The 17,176-nt window shown below is 65.9% G+C and carries 18 protein-coding genes and 1 pseudogene; 8 read left to right on the forward strand and 11 right to left on the reverse strand.

The features are described from left to right. The first annotated feature begins 14 nt into the window (after nt 1-14). On the forward strand, nt 15-749 hold the full coding sequence (locus tag BRX37_RS23165) for a TetR/AcrR family transcriptional regulator (RefSeq protein WP_010336464.1): 735 nt from the start codon (nt 15-17) through the stop codon (nt 747-749). 113 nt (nt 750-862) lie between these two features. On the opposite strand, the gene BRX37_RS23170 is transcribed toward BRX37_RS23165, so the two are convergent. The 4 genes from BRX37_RS23170 to BRX37_RS23185 are packed head-to-tail and all read right to left on the reverse strand — an operon-like array spanning nt 863 to nt 4,981. Continuing rightward, the gene (locus BRX37_RS23170; RefSeq protein ID WP_125989650.1) at nt 863-1,669 is read right to left on the reverse strand and encodes an enoyl-CoA hydratase/isomerase family protein; all 807 of its coding nucleotides are present in this window, start codon (nt 1,667-1,669) and stop codon (nt 863-865) included. 10 nt (nt 1,670-1,679) lie between these two features. Continuing rightward, nucleotides 1,680-3,890, reverse strand: coding sequence for an acyl-CoA dehydrogenase family protein (locus BRX37_RS23175; protein ID WP_125989652.1), 2,211 nt, complete (start codon nt 3,888-3,890; stop codon nt 1,680-1,682). A gap of 4 nt (nt 3,891-3,894) precedes the next feature. Continuing rightward, nucleotides 3,895-4,728 carry a coniferyl-alcohol dehydrogenase gene (locus BRX37_RS23180; RefSeq protein WP_125989654.1) on the reverse strand — a complete coding sequence of 278 codons (834 nt, stop codon included), beginning with the start codon at nt 4,726-4,728 and terminating at the stop codon, nt 3,895-3,897. A 22-nt stretch (nt 4,729-4,750) separates the two neighbouring features. Further along, nucleotides 4,751-4,981, reverse strand: a complete 231-nt coding sequence (locus BRX37_RS23185; RefSeq protein WP_004209034.1) for a ferredoxin — start codon at nt 4,979-4,981, stop codon at nt 4,751-4,753. A 234-nt stretch (nt 4,982-5,215) separates the two neighbouring features. On the opposite strand from BRX37_RS23185, the gene BRX37_RS23190 reads away from it, so the two are divergent. From BRX37_RS23190 to BRX37_RS23210, 5 genes are read left to right on the forward strand one after another with little or no spacing between them, the layout of a single operon-like run. Further along, entirely contained in the window at nt 5,216-6,469 is a 1,254-nt protein-coding gene (locus tag BRX37_RS23190) for a cytochrome P450 (RefSeq protein WP_125989656.1), read from the forward strand. Further along, a complete protein-coding gene (locus tag BRX37_RS23195) occupies nt 6,469-6,873 on the forward strand; it encodes a Zn-ribbon domain-containing OB-fold protein (protein ID WP_007712431.1) in 405 nt (134 codons plus the stop codon). The genes BRX37_RS23190 and BRX37_RS23195 overlap by 1 nt, the downstream gene beginning before the upstream one ends. Next, nucleotides 6,870-8,036 carry a thiolase family protein gene (locus BRX37_RS23200; protein WP_125989658.1) on the forward strand — a complete coding sequence of 389 codons (1,167 nt, stop codon included), beginning with the start codon at nt 6,870-6,872 and terminating at the stop codon, nt 8,034-8,036. The genes BRX37_RS23195 and BRX37_RS23200 overlap by 4 nt, the downstream gene beginning before the upstream one ends. Before the next feature lie 5 nt (nt 8,037-8,041). Beyond that, on the forward strand, nt 8,042-8,788 hold the full coding sequence (locus BRX37_RS23205; RefSeq protein WP_125989660.1) for a DUF2889 domain-containing protein: 747 nt from the start codon (nt 8,042-8,044) through the stop codon (nt 8,786-8,788). Nucleotides 8,789-8,800: 12 nt separating this feature from the next. Beyond that, nucleotides 8,801-9,769, forward strand: coding sequence for an alpha/beta hydrolase (locus BRX37_RS23210; RefSeq protein WP_125989662.1), 969 nt, complete (start codon nt 8,801-8,803; stop codon nt 9,767-9,769). 9 nt (nt 9,770-9,778) lie between these two features. On the opposite strand, the gene BRX37_RS23215 is transcribed toward BRX37_RS23210, so the two are convergent. From BRX37_RS23215 to BRX37_RS23240, 6 genes are all read right to left on the reverse strand, one after another. Then, nucleotides 9,779-10,786 (reverse strand): LLM class flavin-dependent oxidoreductase, encoded by a 1,008-nt coding sequence (locus BRX37_RS23215; protein ID WP_125989665.1) that lies wholly within the window; start codon nt 10,784-10,786, stop codon nt 9,779-9,781. A 78-nt stretch (nt 10,787-10,864) separates the two neighbouring features. Then, a complete protein-coding gene (locus BRX37_RS23220; RefSeq protein WP_037512962.1) occupies nt 10,865-11,704 on the reverse strand; it encodes a TauD/TfdA dioxygenase family protein in 840 nt (279 codons plus the stop codon). 73 nt (nt 11,705-11,777) lie between these two features. Next, nucleotides 11,778-12,362: a TetR/AcrR family transcriptional regulator gene (locus BRX37_RS23225; protein WP_230588698.1), complete on the reverse strand. Its 585-nt coding sequence runs from the start codon at nt 12,360-12,362 to the stop codon at nt 11,778-11,780. 215 nt (nt 12,363-12,577) lie between these two features. Further along, entirely contained in the window at nt 12,578-13,330 is a 753-nt protein-coding gene (locus BRX37_RS23230) for an SDR family NAD(P)-dependent oxidoreductase (protein ID WP_026109319.1), read from the reverse strand. A gap of 37 nt (nt 13,331-13,367) precedes the next feature. Beyond that, nucleotides 13,368-14,189, reverse strand: coding sequence for a TauD/TfdA dioxygenase family protein (locus tag BRX37_RS23235; RefSeq protein WP_206434215.1), 822 nt, complete (start codon nt 14,187-14,189; stop codon nt 13,368-13,370). A gap of 104 nt (nt 14,190-14,293) precedes the next feature. Then, nucleotides 14,294-14,806 (reverse strand): nuclear transport factor 2 family protein, encoded by a 513-nt coding sequence (locus BRX37_RS23240; RefSeq protein WP_125989667.1) that lies wholly within the window; start codon nt 14,804-14,806, stop codon nt 14,294-14,296. A 124-nt stretch (nt 14,807-14,930) separates the two neighbouring features. Between BRX37_RS23240 and BRX37_RS23245 the strand changes: the two genes are divergently transcribed. Together BRX37_RS23245 and BRX37_RS23250 are read left to right on the forward strand one after the other, a co-directional pair. After that, on the forward strand, nt 14,931-15,491 hold the full coding sequence (locus BRX37_RS23245; protein WP_037512969.1) for a TetR/AcrR family transcriptional regulator: 561 nt from the start codon (nt 14,931-14,933) through the stop codon (nt 15,489-15,491). 97 nt (nt 15,492-15,588) lie between these two features. Continuing rightward, nucleotides 15,589-17,040, forward strand: a complete 1,452-nt coding sequence (locus tag BRX37_RS23250; RefSeq protein ID WP_125989669.1) for a carboxylesterase/lipase family protein — start codon at nt 15,589-15,591, stop codon at nt 17,038-17,040. Here the strand turns inward: BRX37_RS23250 and BRX37_RS27470 are convergent. After that, nucleotides 17,037-17,176 (reverse strand): annotated as a pseudogene (locus BRX37_RS27470) (3'(2'),5'-bisphosphate nucleotidase CysQ); the annotation flags it as partial. The gene BRX37_RS23250 and the pseudogene BRX37_RS27470 sit on opposite strands and share 4 nt — an antisense overlap.

The following is a 17,176-nucleotide window of genomic DNA, read 5'->3' on the forward strand; positions in this document are numbered from 1 at the left end:
GGATAGGACGGGTTTTGACGGCAAAGGCATCGATTGCGGCGGACGGGCCGTCGGAACCCAAGGGCCGGGGACGGGCCACCAAGGCGCTGAGCCATAATCTCAATGGCCAGCGCCTGGGTCGCAAGGGGCGGGACACGCGCGAGCGCATCCTGGCGGCGACCAACGAATTGCTGGCGGGGCCGGTGGATGTCGAAATCTCGCTGAGCGCGGTCGCGCGCCAGGCTTCGCTCGGCATGACGTCGCTCTATAATTATTTCTCCGACCTCACCGAATTGCTGCTCGCCGTGCTGGAGCCGGTGATGGCCACGGCCGAGGCCGACTATGTCGGCCTGCTGCGGACCCGATGGAGCGAGGAGGAACTGGGCGAGAAGGCGCTGGCCTTCGTCACCGCCTATCATGGCTTCTGGGTCAAGCACTCCCGCCTGCTCCACCTGCGCAACAATATGGCCGATCGCCAGAATGAGCGGATGATGCTGCATCGCGTCCATGCCGCCCAGCCGGTGATGCGGCTGCTGGTCGACCAGATGGATGGCGGCAGCGAAGAGGCCGGATCGCCGGTGTTCAGCATGGGCACCGCGCTGATGACCGGGCTGGAGCGTGTCGTCACCGTCACCACCGACATGGCGCTGCAGAATATCCTCCATTCCCCCCATCCGCTGGCGCGCACCCATTTGCTGCGGGCCGAGGCGCGGCTGATGGAACTGGGCATCCGCGACTATCGCGCGATGCTGCGCGACGCGCGCGCCTGAGGCGGGCGCGCGTTCGACTTATCCACAGGCTTATCGACAGAAGTTATCCACAGCTTTTCCCACGCCTATCTGTGGGAAAAGCTGTGGATAAGTGTGTGGACAGATGAAGGCGCTCAATCCTTCTTGCCGCCAATGCCCTTCAGATAGCGTTCCATCCCCTCCAGATAGGCGGGGTTGAGCATCAGCGCGCTGTTGGCCATGCGTTCGACATGGCGCCCCATGGACGGGCCGACTTCGGCCGCCAGCTCGATCGCGATCTTGGCGGCGCCCATCTGCTCGCCATTCTGCTTGGTGAGGTGACGGCAGAAGGCGAGGGCCGCGTCCTCGAAGCCCTCGTCGGGCATCACGTCATGCACCAGCCCCATGATGAGGGCGCGGTCGGCATCGGCCTTCTGATTGCCCATGATCAGCCAGCGCGCCCAGTGGGGGCCGCAGATGCGGGTCAGGCGGCTGACTCCGTTGGAGGCCGGCAGTACGCCGAACAGCCCTTCGGGGAAGGAGAAGGCGGCCGATTTGGCGGCCAGGCGGAAATCGCAGGACAGCGCCATTTCCAGCCCGCCGCCGACGCAGGTGGCGTGGATGGCGCAGACGATCGGCTTTTCCACATGCTCCATCTCGTCATAGATGCGCTGCATCCCGTTGAGCTGGAGCCGGTGGTTTTCGCGGATGCCGCTGGGCGTGCGGGGATATTCCCTGGGCGACCCGCCGCTCTTCATGTCCGCGCCGGAACAGAAATAGCGGCCGGTCGATCGGACCAGCATCACCTTCAATTCGGGCGTGTCGCGGAAGCGGATCAGCGCCACCTCGAACAGCGCCATCGTCTCCGCCGACAGGGCGTTGAGCTTGTCCGGCCGGTTCAGCGTGGCGATGAGGATGCCATCCTGAACTTCCGTCAGCAGATGGGGCGCGTCGTCCGTCATGCGATCTTCCTCAGGCGCGGGTGCGCGGCAGGCCCAGGCCCTTTTCCGCGATCATGCTGCGATGCACCTCGCTGGTGCCGCCATAGATGGTCGATCCCTGGGCGTGGCGATAGAACATGTTGATCTCCTCCGCCGGCCCCTTGCGCTTGGACAGCGAGGCCGGGGCGGTAAGATCGAGCAGGTCGCGCGCGTCGGTCAGGAACTTCTCCGAACTGAACATCTTGGCCATCGGGCCATAGGCATGGTTCGGCTTCTTTTCCGACATGACCCATTGGGCGCGATAGGTAATCAGTTCCGACGCCCACAGATTGGCGGCGGTGCGGGCCAGCCGCGCCTGTGCGCCGACATCCTCGATCAGCGGCCTGCCCCTGTGGATAACGTCCCGGCACAGCGCTTCGCCGGCCTGCAGCATCTTGCGCTGATATTTGGCAAAGCCGCCGCCATGTTCCAGCTCCAGGCTGGCACTCATGGTGCGCACGCCGCCGTCGATTTCGCCCAGTCGCCAGCTGTCGGGGATGCGCACGCCATCGTAGAAGGTGATGTTGGTGCGCTCGTCCTGGAAGGTGTGGACCGGCTGCACCGTTACGCCATCGGCCTTCAGCGGCACGATGAACATGGTGAGGCCCTTATGCTTGGCCACATCCGGATTGGTGCGGCAGAGCATCAGCACATAGGTGGAGAGGTTCGCGCCCGAGGTGAACATCTTGGTGCCGTCGATCCGCCAGCTGCCGTCGGCTTCCTGCGTCGCACGGCATTGCGCCGCGAACACGTCGGAGCCCGATCCGGGTTCGGAATAGCCGAGCGAACAGATCACCTCGCCGCGCATGATTTCTGGCAGCACCGCCTGCTTGAGTTCGTCGGTGCCAAAGCGATGGATGATGAGCGACACCATCTGCGTCACATTGGCGGCAGGGTTATTATATCCCTGCTCCTCGAACGCATCCATCGCCGCCGTCTTTTCATAGGCGGACAGGCCACGACCGCCGACATCTTTGGGCAGGCCGAGATAGAGGAGATTCTGCGCCGCCAGCTTGCGGTTGAGTTCGGGGTTATAGCCCTCCCAGCTATAGTGGAAAGTCGCCCGCATCTCCGGCGTCACATTGGCGGCGAAGAAGGCGTTGATCTCGTCCTTGATCGTCTGCGCGGCTTCGCCCAGGTCGAAATCGACCGGCATCGGCCCGGCGTCGGGCAGGGCGGCGGCCTCATCGGCGTAGAGCCGGCGTCCGGCCTCATCGAGCCAGCGCTGCGGATCGCCGCCGATCAGCGGCCAGGCCTTGGCCCGCAGATTATAGAGGAAGATGTCATATTCGGTGGTGAGGCCATAGCCGCCGAAGGTGTGGAGCGATTGCGCCACTGCCTTGGCCGCGCTGTTGGCGTTCCACCAGGCGGCGATCGAGATCGCGCCCCCGGCTTCGGGTGCGCCATCGGCCAGGTCGCGGATCGCCTTCCACACCAGGAACTTGCCGCCGTCGATCTCGCAGAGAATGTCGGCCAGCGGATGGGAAATGGCCTGGAACTGGCCGATATATTGGTCGAACTGCTTGCGCTCGCAGGCATAAGCGGCGGCAAGCTTCAATGCCTCGCGGCCGATGCCGGCCAGACCGGCGGCGATCAGCAGCTTCCATTCCTCGATCCCGGCGGCGAAGGTCGCCAGCGCCTCGGCACCCGATGCCAGCACCGTGCGCGGATGCGCCGACAGGTCGATCTCCGCGATCGGGGTGGAGGCCAGATTATCCTCCGCCTTGCGCACCTCTGCGGGCACGGTGACGAGGATGATGTCGTCGCCCGACCGGGCCAGCACCGTTTCGGCCACCAGACCGCCGCCGATCCACTGCACCGGCGTATCCGCCATATCCTCGAAGGCGAAGCTGGCGACCGCATCGCCCGCCAGCACCCGGCCGAGCAGGTCGGCCGTCGCCTCGCCGTCCAGTTGCGCCAGCAAGCGCGCCGCCACCAGCGCTTCGGCCAGAGGCCCCGATGCCAGTGTCCGGCCCGCTTCCTCCATCAGGATGGTCGCGTCGAACAGGCCGAGGCCCAGGCCCCCGGCCTCTTCGGGCACGCGGATCGACAGCGCGCCCAGTTCCGCCAGCCCCTGCCACAAAGCGGGGTCGAAGCCGGTCGGCGCGGCGGCGCGGACCCGCGCCATGCTGCTATGTTCGTCCAGGAAGCGCGCGAACATGTCGCGCATCATCTCCTGATCGTCGGTCAGGTCGAAATTCATGGGGTCAGGCCTCGGCGGGCGCCGAACGCCGCATCATGACGCTGAGATCCACCTGGCCAGTGGCGACGCCGCCCATGAAGCCGCCATCGACCGGGAAGACCACGCCATTGACGATGCCGGCCAGATCGCTGTTCAGCAGGACGATGCCGCCCGCCTGCTCGGCCGGGGTCGAGTAACGGCCCATCGGCTCGGCGGCGGCGGCGACCACATCCTTGCCGGACGCGGCCTCGAACGTCGCCATCATCGGCGTCTGGGTGGGCGAGGGCAGGGTGCAGTTGATGCGAATGCCCTTCTTGATGAGATGCGCGCCCATATACTGGGTCCAGACGATCACATTCTCCTTGGAGAAGCTGTAGCCTTCCTTGACCACGTCCTCGAGATGCGCCTCGCACCAGGCGACGGCGGCGTCATAACCCTTGGTGGTGACGAATTCCATGTTGGTCGGGATGCGGCGGCTCCAGCCCAGCCCGCCGGTGGAGGCGATGCTGGCGATCGCGCCGCCCGGTCCCATCAGCGGCAATACCTGTTCGGTCAGGTGGCGCAGGCCGATGAAGTTCACCTTCATGACGTCGAGCGGCGGGAAGGACTGGGGCAGGCCGGCGCAGTTGAACAGCGCATCCACCTTGCCGCCGATGCCGGCCACCGCCGCCTCGATCGAGGCCGGGTCGCGCAGGTCGACATTGGTGAAGGAGGCGAGCGGCAGGCTGCTGTCCCTGAAGTCCAGGCCATGGACCTCGGCGCCCAGCTCCAGCAGCAGCTTGGCGGTCGCCTCCCCCATGCCGGAGAAGCAGCCGCTCACGATCACGCGCTTGCCCTTATAGCCCAAAATGTCGCTCATCTCGCTCTCCCGGATTCTCTGATTATGCCTTGGCCTTGGGCGGCCAGCTGATGCTGCCATCATCTTCCTCGACGACGATGATGCGTTCGGGGCAGGCGCGCGCGCCGCGCTTGGCGGTCTGCTGCTCGCCGTCCGCCACGTCGAAACCCTCGGTCGCGATATAGCCGTCCTCGTCCAGCGGATACATGTCCTCGGACACGGCGGCGCAGCGGGCATTGCCCACGCAGCCTGACTTTTCGATGCGGATTCTCATCTGCCCTCTCCGGCTATTCTGACCTTCCTTAGAAAGGAGATTACGGCCCCGATCAACGTGGCGCCCGGCACAATCGCCATCGCGATACGGAGCCGCGGCGCGGATCGTCGGTGCGTTATCTGGCATTGCCGCACCCAGCCCCTTTGCCTTTGCCGGGCCGCTGGGCAAAACGGGTCCGACAAGAAGGGACGCGTCCTGCACGCGCCCGCCCCAGCAGGGAAGACGGAGAGAATCATGGCCCACGCCACCTTGAGCCCCGCCGCGCCACAGCCGGCCCATGTGCCCGACGCGCTCGTCTATGATTTCGATGTCCATGCCGATCCGGGCCTGCTGGCCGATCCGCATGCGCGCATCCTCGACCTGCTGAAGACGGCGCCGCCGGTCTTCTGGACGCCGCGCAATGGCGGCGGCTGGGTCGCGCTGACCCACGCCGCCAATTATGAAGCGTCGCGCGATACCGAAACCTATTCCAGCGAGTTCGTGCCGGCCGACAAGATGAAGGCGCTGCTCGCCTCGTTGCCGCCGGGTGCGCCGCATATCCCGCAGCCGATCCCGATCACGCTCGATCCGCCCGAGCACACCAAATATCGCCAGCCGCTGCAGAAGGTCTTCTCGCCCAAGACGATCGCGGCCTTGAAGGACAGCATCCGCGAACTGGCGGGCGAACTGATCGACGCGATCAAGGCCGATGGTCAGTGCGAGTTCATGAGCACGGTGGCCGAGCCGCTGCCGGTGCAGGTCTTCCTCAAGATGCTGGGCCTGCCGCTCGAACGGCTGCCGGAATATCGCCAGATCGTGAAGGAGCATATGGAGGCGATCGATACCGATCGCGAAGGCTCCATGCGCCGCTTGCAGCGCATTGCCGCAGCGATGCGCGATACCGTGCTGGAGCGCAGGGATAATCCGAAGGACGATATCATCTCCATGCTGTGGAAGCTGGAGGTGGACGGCCAGCCGAGCACGCTTGCCGACATGGAGAATTACGGTGTGCTGCTGTTCATCGCCGGCCTCGACACGGTGATGAACGGCATGGGCCTGGCCATGCGCGGCCTGGCGCTCGACCTGCCATTGCAGGCGAAGTTGCGGGCCGAGCCCAAGCTGGTGGCGGAAGCCGCCGAGGAAATGCTGCGCCGCTATACCTTCACCGTGCCGATGCGGGTGATCAAGAGGCCGGCCGAACTGGCCGGGGCCAAGATGATGCCCGGCGACATGCTCAAGCTGTTCCTGCCCGCCGCCGATCTGGATGCGAAGGAATTCCCGCAGCCCGACAGCTATGATCTTGATCGCGAGAACAACGTTCACATCGCCTTTGGCGTCGGCCCGCACCGCTGCCTGGGTTCCCACCTGGCGCGCGTCGAATTGCAGGTTCTTTATGAGGAGATGCTGGCGCGCCTGCCCGAATTCCGGCTCGATCCCGACAAGCCGACGGTCTTCCATGGCGGCCATGTGATCGGCATCGAAAGCCTGAACCTGGTCTGGGACGTCTGATGGTCTGGCAACGTTCGCGCCCGCGCCTCGACCGGGAAAATCGCGCCTTCTGGACCGGCGGGGCGGAGGGGAAGCTCAACATCACCCGCTGCGACGACTGCGGCCAGTTCACCCATCCGCCGCGCGAGATTTGCCGTCATTGCCAGTCGGAAAATGTCGGCCCCCATGCGGTCGCCGGCACCGGCGCGGTCGACACCTACACCATCAACTATCAGGCCTGGGCCAAGGATATGGAGGTGCCCTTCGTCATCGCCCGTGTCCGGCTCGACGATGTGCCCGGCGTCTATCTGACCACCAATATCGTCAACTGCCCGGTCGATGCCGTCGACATGGATGACCGCGTCCGCGTCGTCTTCGAGGAGCAGGACGGCATCTGGTTCCCCCTGTTCGAGAAAGTTGCATGAGCATGGCGCGCGAAGCCTATATTACCGGCATCGGCATGTCGGAGGTCGGCGTGCGGCTGACCCGGTCGCCGCTGGGCCTGACACTGGACGCCGTGCGCGAGGCGATCGCCGACGCCGGCCTGACCCTCGACCAGATCGATGGTGTCGCCACCTATCCCGGCAAGATGTCGACCTTCCTCGGCTTCTCGCCGGTCAGCTCCGACGATGTGATCGAGATATTGGGCCTCAACACACGCTGGCATATCGGCGCGGCCGAGGCGACGGCGCAGCTGGGCGCGATCGCCGAGGCGGCGATGGCGGTGAAGGCCGGCCTTGCCCGCCATGTCCTGTGTTTCCGTACCGTCTATGAGGCGGCGGCGCTGGCCCGCCCCGAAGAATTTCCGCCGATGGAACGGCGCAAGGATGTGTCGGGCAATTCGCAATGGGTCTCGCCCTTCGGCGCCTTTTCGGCCGCCAACTGGACCGCGCAATTCGCGATGCGCCACATGAAGCGCTATGGCCTGACCCGCGAACAGCTCGCCCAGGTGGCGCTGAACGATCATGCCAATGCCGCGCGCAACCCGCGCGCGATCGTCAAGAAGCCGCTGACCATGGACGAGTATATGGCGGCGCGGATGATCAGTTCGCCCTTCTGCCTCTATGATTGCGATCGTTTCACCGATGCCTCGACCGTACTGATCGTGTCGGCGGGCGATGCGCTGGACGAGGTGAAGACGACGCCGATCCGCATCGCCGCCAGCGCCGGATCGGTCGAGCGCTACAGCTGGGACCAGGCCGAATGGGCGAGCGCCTATCCGACCGGGCGCGACCTTTGGAACAACACGGACTACACGGCCAAGGATGTCGATACCGTCCAATTTTATGACGGCTTCGCCTTCCAGCCGATCACCTGGCTCGAAGGGCTGGGCTTCTGCGATGTCGGCGAGGGCGGCCAGTTCCTCGAAGGCGGCAAGCGCATCGCGCTCGACGGCGAATTGCCGATGAATACCGGCGGCGGCCAGCTTGGCTGGGGCCGGCTGCACGGCTTCGGCTTTGCCTATGAATCGGTGGTGCAGTTGCGCGGCGAGGGCGGCGAAAGGCAGATCGCCGGCGACCCGAAGGTCGCCGTGGCGACATCGGGCGGCGGCCCCATGGCGGCGGCGCTGCTGCTCGCAAGGGATTGATCGCGATGGACAGCGGCATGCTGGACATGCTGCCCGGCTTTCGCCGTCGCTTCCTGGTGACGCCGCTGCCCGGCCGGGTGACCGCCGCGGTCGAGGATGATTATCATAGCATGGCCGTCCTCCTGCATCATGACGGCGCGCGCATCAGCGGCGTCGACGCGATCATGGAGCGGGTGCCCTGGACCACCTGTCCGGGTGCGCCGGCGGTGCTGCAGGCGACCTTCACCGGTGTCGCGCTGACTGAGGCGGCGGCGCGCGGCGAGAAGAAGGCGAACTGCACCCATTTGCACGACCTGGCCGTGCTGGCTGCGGCGCACGCTGGCGACGCAGCGCCGACCCGCTATGAGATATTGGCCTGTGATCCGCTCGAAGGCGAGGCGGTCGCGGAAATCAGGCGCGACGGCGTACCGCTGCTGCAGGTCGCCCATCGCAGCCATGTCATGACCGCGCCAGCCGACATTGCCGGCCAGTCGCTGATGAAGCTGCGGCCGTGGATCGATGCGCTGGAAGAACCCCGACGCGAGGCCGCCCGGCTGCTGCAATGGGGCACGATCCTCGCCAATGGCCGGCTGATCCCGATGGAGCGGCAATCGACCGCGACCCGCGTGCCACCCAACTGCTTCACCTTCCAGCCGGAAAATGCGGTCAAGGCGCAGCGCGTCGGCCGGGTGATCGACTTCACCGCCGAACCCCTGGTGCCGCTCGACCATTTCGATGGCGCCGCCTATGGCCGGCCGCGCGACGCACAATAGAGGAACGGGACGATGGACGAGGCGCGGCAACTGGTGGCCCCCGAATTGCGCGCGGCGCTCGACCTCTTCTCGCCGCTCGAGCTCAGCGACCAGACTATCGCCGCCTTCCGCCAGCCCTTTGCCAACCGCCCAGCAGAACCAATGCCCGATGCGCTGGCTGCCGTGCAGCGGGAAGAAGTCTTCCTGCCCGGTGCGCCCGGATCGCCCGATGTCCGCTGCCTGCTCTATCGCCCGGCCGAGGCGATTGGCGACGCGCGGCGGCCGGCCTATCTTCATATCCATGGCGGCGGCTTCGTGCTCGGCATGGCCGACATGAGCGACCTGTCCAACCGGGCGTGGGTGGCGCAACTGGGCTGTGTCGTCCTGTCGGTCGATTATCGGCTGGCGCCCGAAACCCCGTTCCCCGGCGCCCGCGACGATTGCTACGCCGCGCTCGCCTGGCTGCATGACCAGGCCGACGTGTTGGGCATCGACCCCAGCCGCATCGCCATCGGCGGCGAGAGCGCGGGCGGCGGCCATGCCGTGGCGCTGGCGATCCATGCCCGCGACCTTGGCGCCTATCCGATCTGCTTCATGCTGCTCGACGCGCCGATGCTGGACGATCGCACCGGCAGCAGTGCGGCGCTCCACCCCGTCACCGGCCGGTTCGTCTGGACCCCGGCGCAGAACCGCTATGGCTGGGGCGCGCTGCTCGGGCAGGAAGCGGGGACCGACCATGTCCCGAGCGATGCCGTGCCGGCCCGCTGCGCCGACCTGTCCGGCCTGCCGCCTGCCTTCATCAGTGTCGGCGCGCTCGACCTGTTCCTGGAGGAGGATATCGATTTTGCCCGGCGGCTGCTGGCCCTCGGCATCGCGATCGAGCTGCATGTCACGCCCGGCGCCTATCATGGCTTCGGCCTGGCCGGGCCCGATACGCCGCAGATGCAGGCGCTCCAGGCGCTGCGCCTCGCGGCGCTGCGCCGCGCCTTGCAGGGGAACTGACGCCGCCCTTCAGAAGGCGGGCATCACCCTGTCGGCGAACAGCTGGGCATAGGGCTGGAATTTTGCCGGCGGCAGGCCGGGCGGCAGCATCATCATGATATGCTCGACATTGATGCGCTGCTGCATTGCGCGGAAATGGTCGATCGCGGCGTCGGGTGTCAGGATCTGCAGGATGCCGCTGCGCTTGAAGGCGTCGAGCGACATGGGTTTCAGCGCCACCTTGTCGATGCCCGATGCCTGATCCTCGGCCAGCCAGGCGCCGTAAGTCTCGTTCACATGGTGGAAATAGGGGGCCATCTCCGCCATCGCCGCCTCGGGGTCTTCGGCGACCAGGGTGAACAGGCTCTGGATGCGGATGCGCGCGGCGGCCGGGTCTTTCCCCTCGGCGCGCAGCTTGTCCGCATAGAGGCCGCATACCTCCTCATTGCCGAAATAGCCGTCGGCATATTTCGCCACCCGCGCCAGCGCCTTTTCAGCAAAGCCGCCAATATAGAGGGGGATGCGGCCGCGCGGCGCGGCCGGGCGTAGGGACGCGCTGGCGATGCTGTAATGCTGCCCGGTAAAATCGACCGTCTCGCCGGCCCAGAGTTGCTGGACGATCGCGAGGAACTCATCGAAGCGCGCGCCGCGCTTGCCGAAATCGACGCCATAGGCCTGAGTCTCGCGGCGGCGGTAGCCGATCGCCAGCGCCATCTCCAGCCGACCGTCGGACAGGATATCCAGCACCGCGCATTCCTCGGCAAAGCGGACCGGATGATAGAGCGGGGCCAGCGCGATCGCCGATCCCAATTTGATCCGGCTGGTCCGCGCCGCGATCGCCGCCAGCGCGACATTGGGCGCGGGCATATAGCCATCCTGCGCGCCATGATGTTCGGGCACCCAGGCACCGGCAAAGCCTGCCGTCTCGCTCCAGGCGACGAAATCCAATATCTCGGCATAGAGATCGGCCGGGCGTCGTTCCCATTGGGGCGGGTTCCGGAAATCATAGAGATAGCCGAAGGTCAGCGGGGTGGTCATGACGATGCTCCGAGGGCAGGGCAAAACGCCCGCCAACCCGGTTGGGTGGCGGGCGTGGAAAGGCCGTGGGGCCGATCCTTATTCGAAGGGTTCTTCGCCCTGCAGCTTGGTGCGGTGCATCATCCGGTTGCAGTCGGGATCATATTTCTCGGCCCGGTGCATGGTGCCGGTATTGTCCCAGATGACCAGGTCGCCGACGCTCCATTCATGGCTGTAGCTGAATTCCTCGCGGGTCGCCCATTCGCGCAGCCCAACCAGGATTTCGGCGCTGTCATAGGGATCGAGATCCTTGACCCGCTGGGCGGTGCAGCCCAGCACCAGCGACTTGCGGCCCGACTTGTGGTTCCACACCAGCGGCAGCTCATTCTCGCCGACCTGGCGCATGCCCTTCAGCTTGGCGAGGCTGGGTTCGGGCTCATAATAGAAGACCGTCGCCCAGACCGAGTGGATCACGCGCAGCGTCTCATACTCCGCCTTCTGTTCGTCGGTCAGCGCCTCATAGGCGGCATAGGTGTTGCAGAAACCGGTATTGCCGCCCCAGGTCGCGGGCACCTTGCACGACAGCAAGGAGGCGAGGATCGGCACATCGTTCATCGTGCCGTCGATATGCCAGTAGAGCGAGCCCTTGAGATATTCGGCGCTCTGCGGATTTTCCTTCACGTCGAGGGTGATCTTGTGGATTTCCTCGCCACCGCGATGCTCGGGTGCGAACGCGCCCAGCGTCTTGGTGAAGGCGATCTGTTCCTCGTCGGTGAAGTCGATCTTCGGGAAGACCAGCACGCCGCGCTGTTCCAGCAGCTCGCGGATCTGCGGCGCCAGCTCGCCGGCCAGCAGCTCCTCCTTGCTGTTGAGGATGCGGCTGCCGATGCTCGGCTTGATATCTTCATGCACGAAACGGGTAATGGTGGTGGCGGACATGCCTTGCTCTCCTATGCATCCCTGCGCGTTTGAACACATGTTCAACACGCCTGCATGGAAAAGTCAATGCCTCTCATTTTTCGGGCGGCAGCAATTCGTCCAATAGCGCCTCGACGGAAGCGCGCGCGTCGGCATGCCCGCTCGCGACCCCCATGTCGGCTTCCATCACCAGGGTGCGGCCGACCGCCGCGAGCAACAGGCTGAGGCCCGCCGCCGTCACCTTGTGATCGGCGAGTCGATCGCCCAGCAACTGCTCCATCAACTGCGCCTGGCGATCTCGCATCGCTTCGCTGTGGCGGGCGATCTCGGCACGGATCGCCTTGCGATGATTGGCCATGGCGACAAATTCCATCGCCAGCGCGTTGCGGCTGGGGTCGGAGAAGAAGCGCCACAGTGCCCGCACCGGATCGGCGCTGGTCAGCGCCGCCTCGATCATCGCGTCGCTCTGTTCGGCGCCGCGGCGGAACACCGCCAGCAGCAGGTCGTCGGTGGTCGGGAAATAATAATGGACCAGCGAGGGCGGCAGCTCGGCGCGCAGCGCCACCCGGCGCGAACTGGCGGCGGCATAGCCTTCGTCGCGGATCACCTGTTCGGTGGCCTCCACGATCCGGGCGCGGGTTTCGGAGCTTTCGGCGCCGACGCGACGTTTCTGGACCATGGCTGGAGCATAAATGGCCGGGCCGCCCATGCAAGCGTCTGGCGCTTTCGTCTGGCGCCTTCGGCGCGTCTGCACCGGCCTTCAAACGAGGCACGTGACTCGTTTGAACCCCACCCGACCGCCCATCAGGATATCATAGCTGGGTGGTCGGGTGGGGGTGTGGGCCGGTGCGGCCTCTTGAAAATGCGTTTTTCCGCGCATTTTCCAGCAAACTCTTAATGCGACCCCATATAGCGGCCGCCATTGGTGCTGATCGTCTGGCCGGTGATGTAGCTGGCTTCCTCCGACGCCAGATAGGCGCAGGCGGCGGCGATATCCTCGGGCTTGCCGATCCGCTTCATCGGCAGCGTCTGGGCAAAGGCGTCGGCATCGATCGGTGCGGCGCGCAGCATCGGCGTGTCGATGAAGCCGGGGGGCACCATGTTGAAGGTCACGCCGCTCGGCGCGAATTCCAGCGCCAGCGCCTTGGTCATGCCCATCAGGCCACCCTTGGACGAGACATAATGGCCCTGGGCGAAGGAGCCCGACTGGACCGAGGAGGAGGTGATGTTGATCACCCGACCCCAGCCGGCGGCCAGCATGTCGGGCAGCACTTCCTTGGTTAGCAGATAGGGGCCGCGCAGGTTGATGTGGATGACCTTGTCGAACAGGTCGTCGTCAATGTCCATGAACGGGGTGAAGGGGGCGATGCCGGCATTGTTCACCAGGATCGCGATCGGCCCCAGCTTGGCGCGCGTCTCTTCCGCCGCCGCATGGATCGCCGCCTTGTCCGAACAGTCGACGGTGATGGCGATGGCGGTGCCGCCGGCCGCCTCGATCAGCTTGACGGTCTCGGCCGCGCCGTCGCCATTAATGTCCCACACCGCGATCTTCGCCGTATCTTCGGCCAGGCGCAGCGCGATCGCGCGGCCAATGCCCGATCCTGCACCCGTGACCACGGCCGTGCGGCCGTTGAGAGACCTCGTCATCGCAATTCCTTCCTATATGTCAATTTCGGTGTCGCTTTCAGGCGCCGACCAGTTGTTCGATCGCCTCGATCGTCGTGCGGTGCATCATCCGATTTTCTTCCAGCGGATAGGGATCGACCCGGTGCATCGTGCCGCTATTGTCCCAGATCAGCAGGTCGCCCTCGGTCCAGTCATGGCGATAGACGAATTGCGGCTGGATCGCCCATTCGCGCAGCCTGGACAGCAGCACGCGGCCCTGCGCCGGGTCCATCCCCTCGACATGGTCGGCGGTCGACCCCAGCACCAGCGACTTGCGCCCGGTCTCATGGGTCCAGACCAAAGGATGGACCTTGGGCGTGCGCATCTGCCAGAAATTCAGCTCCGCCACGGTGGGTTCGGGGTTCACATAGCGCTGCGATGTCTCGAAGCTGTGGACCACGCGCAGCCCGTCATAGGCCGCCTTCTCTTCGTCGGGCAAATCGTCCCAGGCGGCATAGGTGTTGGCGAAATAGGTGCTGCCGCCGGTCCTGGACAGCGACTTGGCGTTCAGCGTCGCGGCGAAATTGGGCACATCGTCGCTCGCCCCGTCGATATGCCAGAAGAAGGCGCCCTTGATATATTCGGCGCCGGGATTCTCCTTGGGGTCGATCGTCACCTTGAAGATGCCGCCTTCGCCCTGCGGCTGGACCCGGCCCAGCGTGTGGGAAAAGGCCAGCTGATCTTCGCGACTCATGTGCAGCCCACGCACGATCAGCACGCCGCGCTGCTGCAATAGCGCCAGGATCGTGTCGGCGTGGGCGCCCGACACCAGGGTTGCCGCGTCGGTCCGGATTTCGGTGCCGATGCGCGCGGTCAGGTCGATCGTCGAAAAGGCCATCATCCGCTCCAGCGGGCGCCTGTCGCGCCCCTCTTCTTGGCTATCATCAACAGGATTGTTGATTTGACTGTCAAGGAAGTGGCGGCGACATCGCTGCGGCGAAGCCGTTACCGACCGGCCCCGCGCGCAAACAGCGGCGCCAGCAGCGCATAGCTGGGATCCTTCACCGGCACCGGCTTGTCGCCATGGTCGGCGGCCGGTTGCAGCAGCTTCATGTCGAAACTCACCACCCGCTTGGCAAAGCGCCACTGGCCATCGACGCGGCGATAGCTGTCGATATAGCGCACCCCCTGGATATCGTGCAGCAGCCCGCCCTTGCCGTCGGGGATCAGGTGCCAGGCAATGGCATAAACCTCGCCTTCGCCGGTATCGCCGTCGACACTGACCAGATGGTTGCAGACGAAATGATTGCCGATATGCATGTGCGGCAGCGACGCTTCGAGAAAGGCGACATAGCCGTCGACCGGCCCGTCATAATAGGCGCCATGGCTGTCGGTGGCGTCGTCGGTATAGAGCGACCGGATCAGCGCGAAATCCTGCCGGTCGACCCCGCGCGAATAGAGCTGGGCCAGTTCCCTGATCTCTTCCCTGGCGATCAGCGTCTCGATCCGGTTGTCCATGGCGTGCTTCCTCTCCTGTCGGGCCGGACCCTAGTCGGGCAGGGGCGCCGGGCAATGGGGCGGCGGCGGATCATCGGCCCGGCGATCCTCCCCTCTGTTCAGGCGGGTGCGAAGGCCCTAAGCCATGGCCCCGATGGATAATCTGCCGACCGATGCGCGCCAGCTGCGCTCCCGCCGCCAGCTGCTCGACGCGATGCTCCACCTGCTGGAAACCCGCCCCTATGATCAGGTGACGATCCGCGAGGTCGCGCGCGAGGCGGAGGTCGGCTACGCCACCTTCTTCCGCCATTATCCGTCCAAGGATGCGCTGCTGCACGATCTGGCGGCCGGACAGATCGCCGACCTGCTGCAACGCGCGCTGCCGATCCTGTTCGCCGACGATGCGCGCCAGTCCTGCATGACCCTGTTCGCTTATGTCGCCGAACGGCGCGCGCTCTGGTCCGCCTTCCTGACCGGCGGCGCGGCGACCATGCTCAAGCAGGAATTTACCGATCAGGCGCGCCAGCTGGCGCAGCAGAGGCCGCATGATGCCGGCTGGCTGCCCGATGAACTGCGCATCGTCTTCGCGGTCAGCGCCACGGTCGAGATTCTCGCCTGGTGGCTGCAGCAGGAACCCGATTATCCGCTCGATCGCATGGCGGAAATTCTCGACCGGCTGGTCGTCACCCCGTCGATGCAGCCCTGATCGGATAGGGGCATCGCCCCGCCGCTATCTGCGCCCCGTGCGTTGGCGCCTCATTCGGCGCCGCCTAGCATCTTCGCCGCAAGACGGGAGGGGCGGCATGGACGGATTGACGGTGACGACGACGGCCGGGCCGGTGCGCGGCATCCGGGCGAACGGCGTGCGATGCTGGCGCGGCGTTCCCTATGCGCGGGCCGACCGCTTTGCCGCGCCGGAGGCGCCGACGCCCTGGAATGATGTGCGCGACGCATCACGTCCCGGTCCGCAATGTCCGCAAATGTATGGCAATCAGGCGAAGCGGGCACGGCTGTCGATGCCTGACTTCGCCGAGGATTGCCTGTCGCTCAACATCCATGTGCCCGATGGCGCGACCGGCCCGCTGCCGGTCTATGTCTGGATTCACGGCGGCGCCTTCGTCGCGGGTGGCGGCCATAGCTATGACGGCAGCTACCTGGCGCGCGATGGCGACATCATCGTCGTCAGCATCAACTATCGGCTGGGCGTACTCGGCTTCGTCAATTTCGGCGCGATCGTGCCGGGCATCCCCTCCAATCTCGGCCTGCGCGACCAGATTGCGGCGCTCGCCTGGGTGCGCGACAATATTGCGGCCTTCGGCGGCGATCCGGCGCGGGTGACGGTCGGCGGCCAGTCGGCCGGCTCCATGTCGGTCTCGCTGCTGCTCCATGCGCCTGCCGCGCGCGGCCTGTTTGCCGGGGCGATCATGCAGAGTGGCGCGGTGAGCTTGATCCATGGCCGCGACCGCAGCGAACAGGTGGCGCGCGATTATATGGCGGCGCTCGGCAACCCCGATCTCGCCGCGCTGCGCAGCATGGACCTCATCCGTCTGTTCGAGGCGCAGGGCGCGGCCGGCGGCGCCAATCCCGGCACTATTCCCGCCGCCCCCTGGTTCGACGGCGACCTGCTGCCGGCCTCGCTGGCGGATGCGGTGGCGGAGCCGGCAGCGCCGGTGCCGTTGCTCGCCGGCGCCACGCATGAGGAAATCCGCCTGTTCGAACTGATGCCTGGCGACATATTGCCGACCGACTGGCCGGCACTCGAAGCCTTGCTCCATGCCCAATTGCCGGCCGATCATGCCGCGCGCATCCTCGCTACCTATCCGCGCGACAAGGCGGGGCGCCGCGCGCTCGCCACCGATCTCACCTTCCTGATGCCGACGCGCCATTTCGCCGATCGCCAGTCGGGGCAGGCGCCGACCTGGTTCTATCGCTTCGACTATCGCCATCCGATCGCTGGCGCGGCCCATGGGCTGGACCTGACCCTGACCTGGCCGATGCGCGGCCTACGCGCCGCCTTTGCCCGTGGCGGGCCGATCCGCGGGCGCCGCGCGGCGCTCGGCCGGCGGATGACCGATCATATCGCCCATTTCGTCCGCCATGGCGCGCCCGAGCCTGACTGGCCCGCCTATCATGTCGATCGACCGGCAGTGAAGATCTTCGACCTGGCGGACCGGGTGGCGGTCGATCCCGACGGCGGTCGCTGGCGCGCCTGGGCGGGCGCCGATGTCGGTGCCGGACTGACGACCCGCGCCTAGCCCTTCAGCGCCCCCAGCACGCTGTCGGCATGTTCGTGCCGACAGATGAGGAGGTCTGGCATGTATGTGTCTTCTTGGTTGTAGATGAGCGGCGATCCATCGATGCGGGATGCGTGGAGGCCGTGGGCGAGTGCGA

It is taken from the genome of Sphingomonas sp. S-NIH.Pt3_0716 (genome assembly GCF_003950715.1).
In the GTDB taxonomy this organism is placed as follows: Bacteria; Pseudomonadota; Alphaproteobacteria; order Sphingomonadales; family Sphingomonadaceae; genus Sphingobium; species Sphingobium yanoikuyae_A.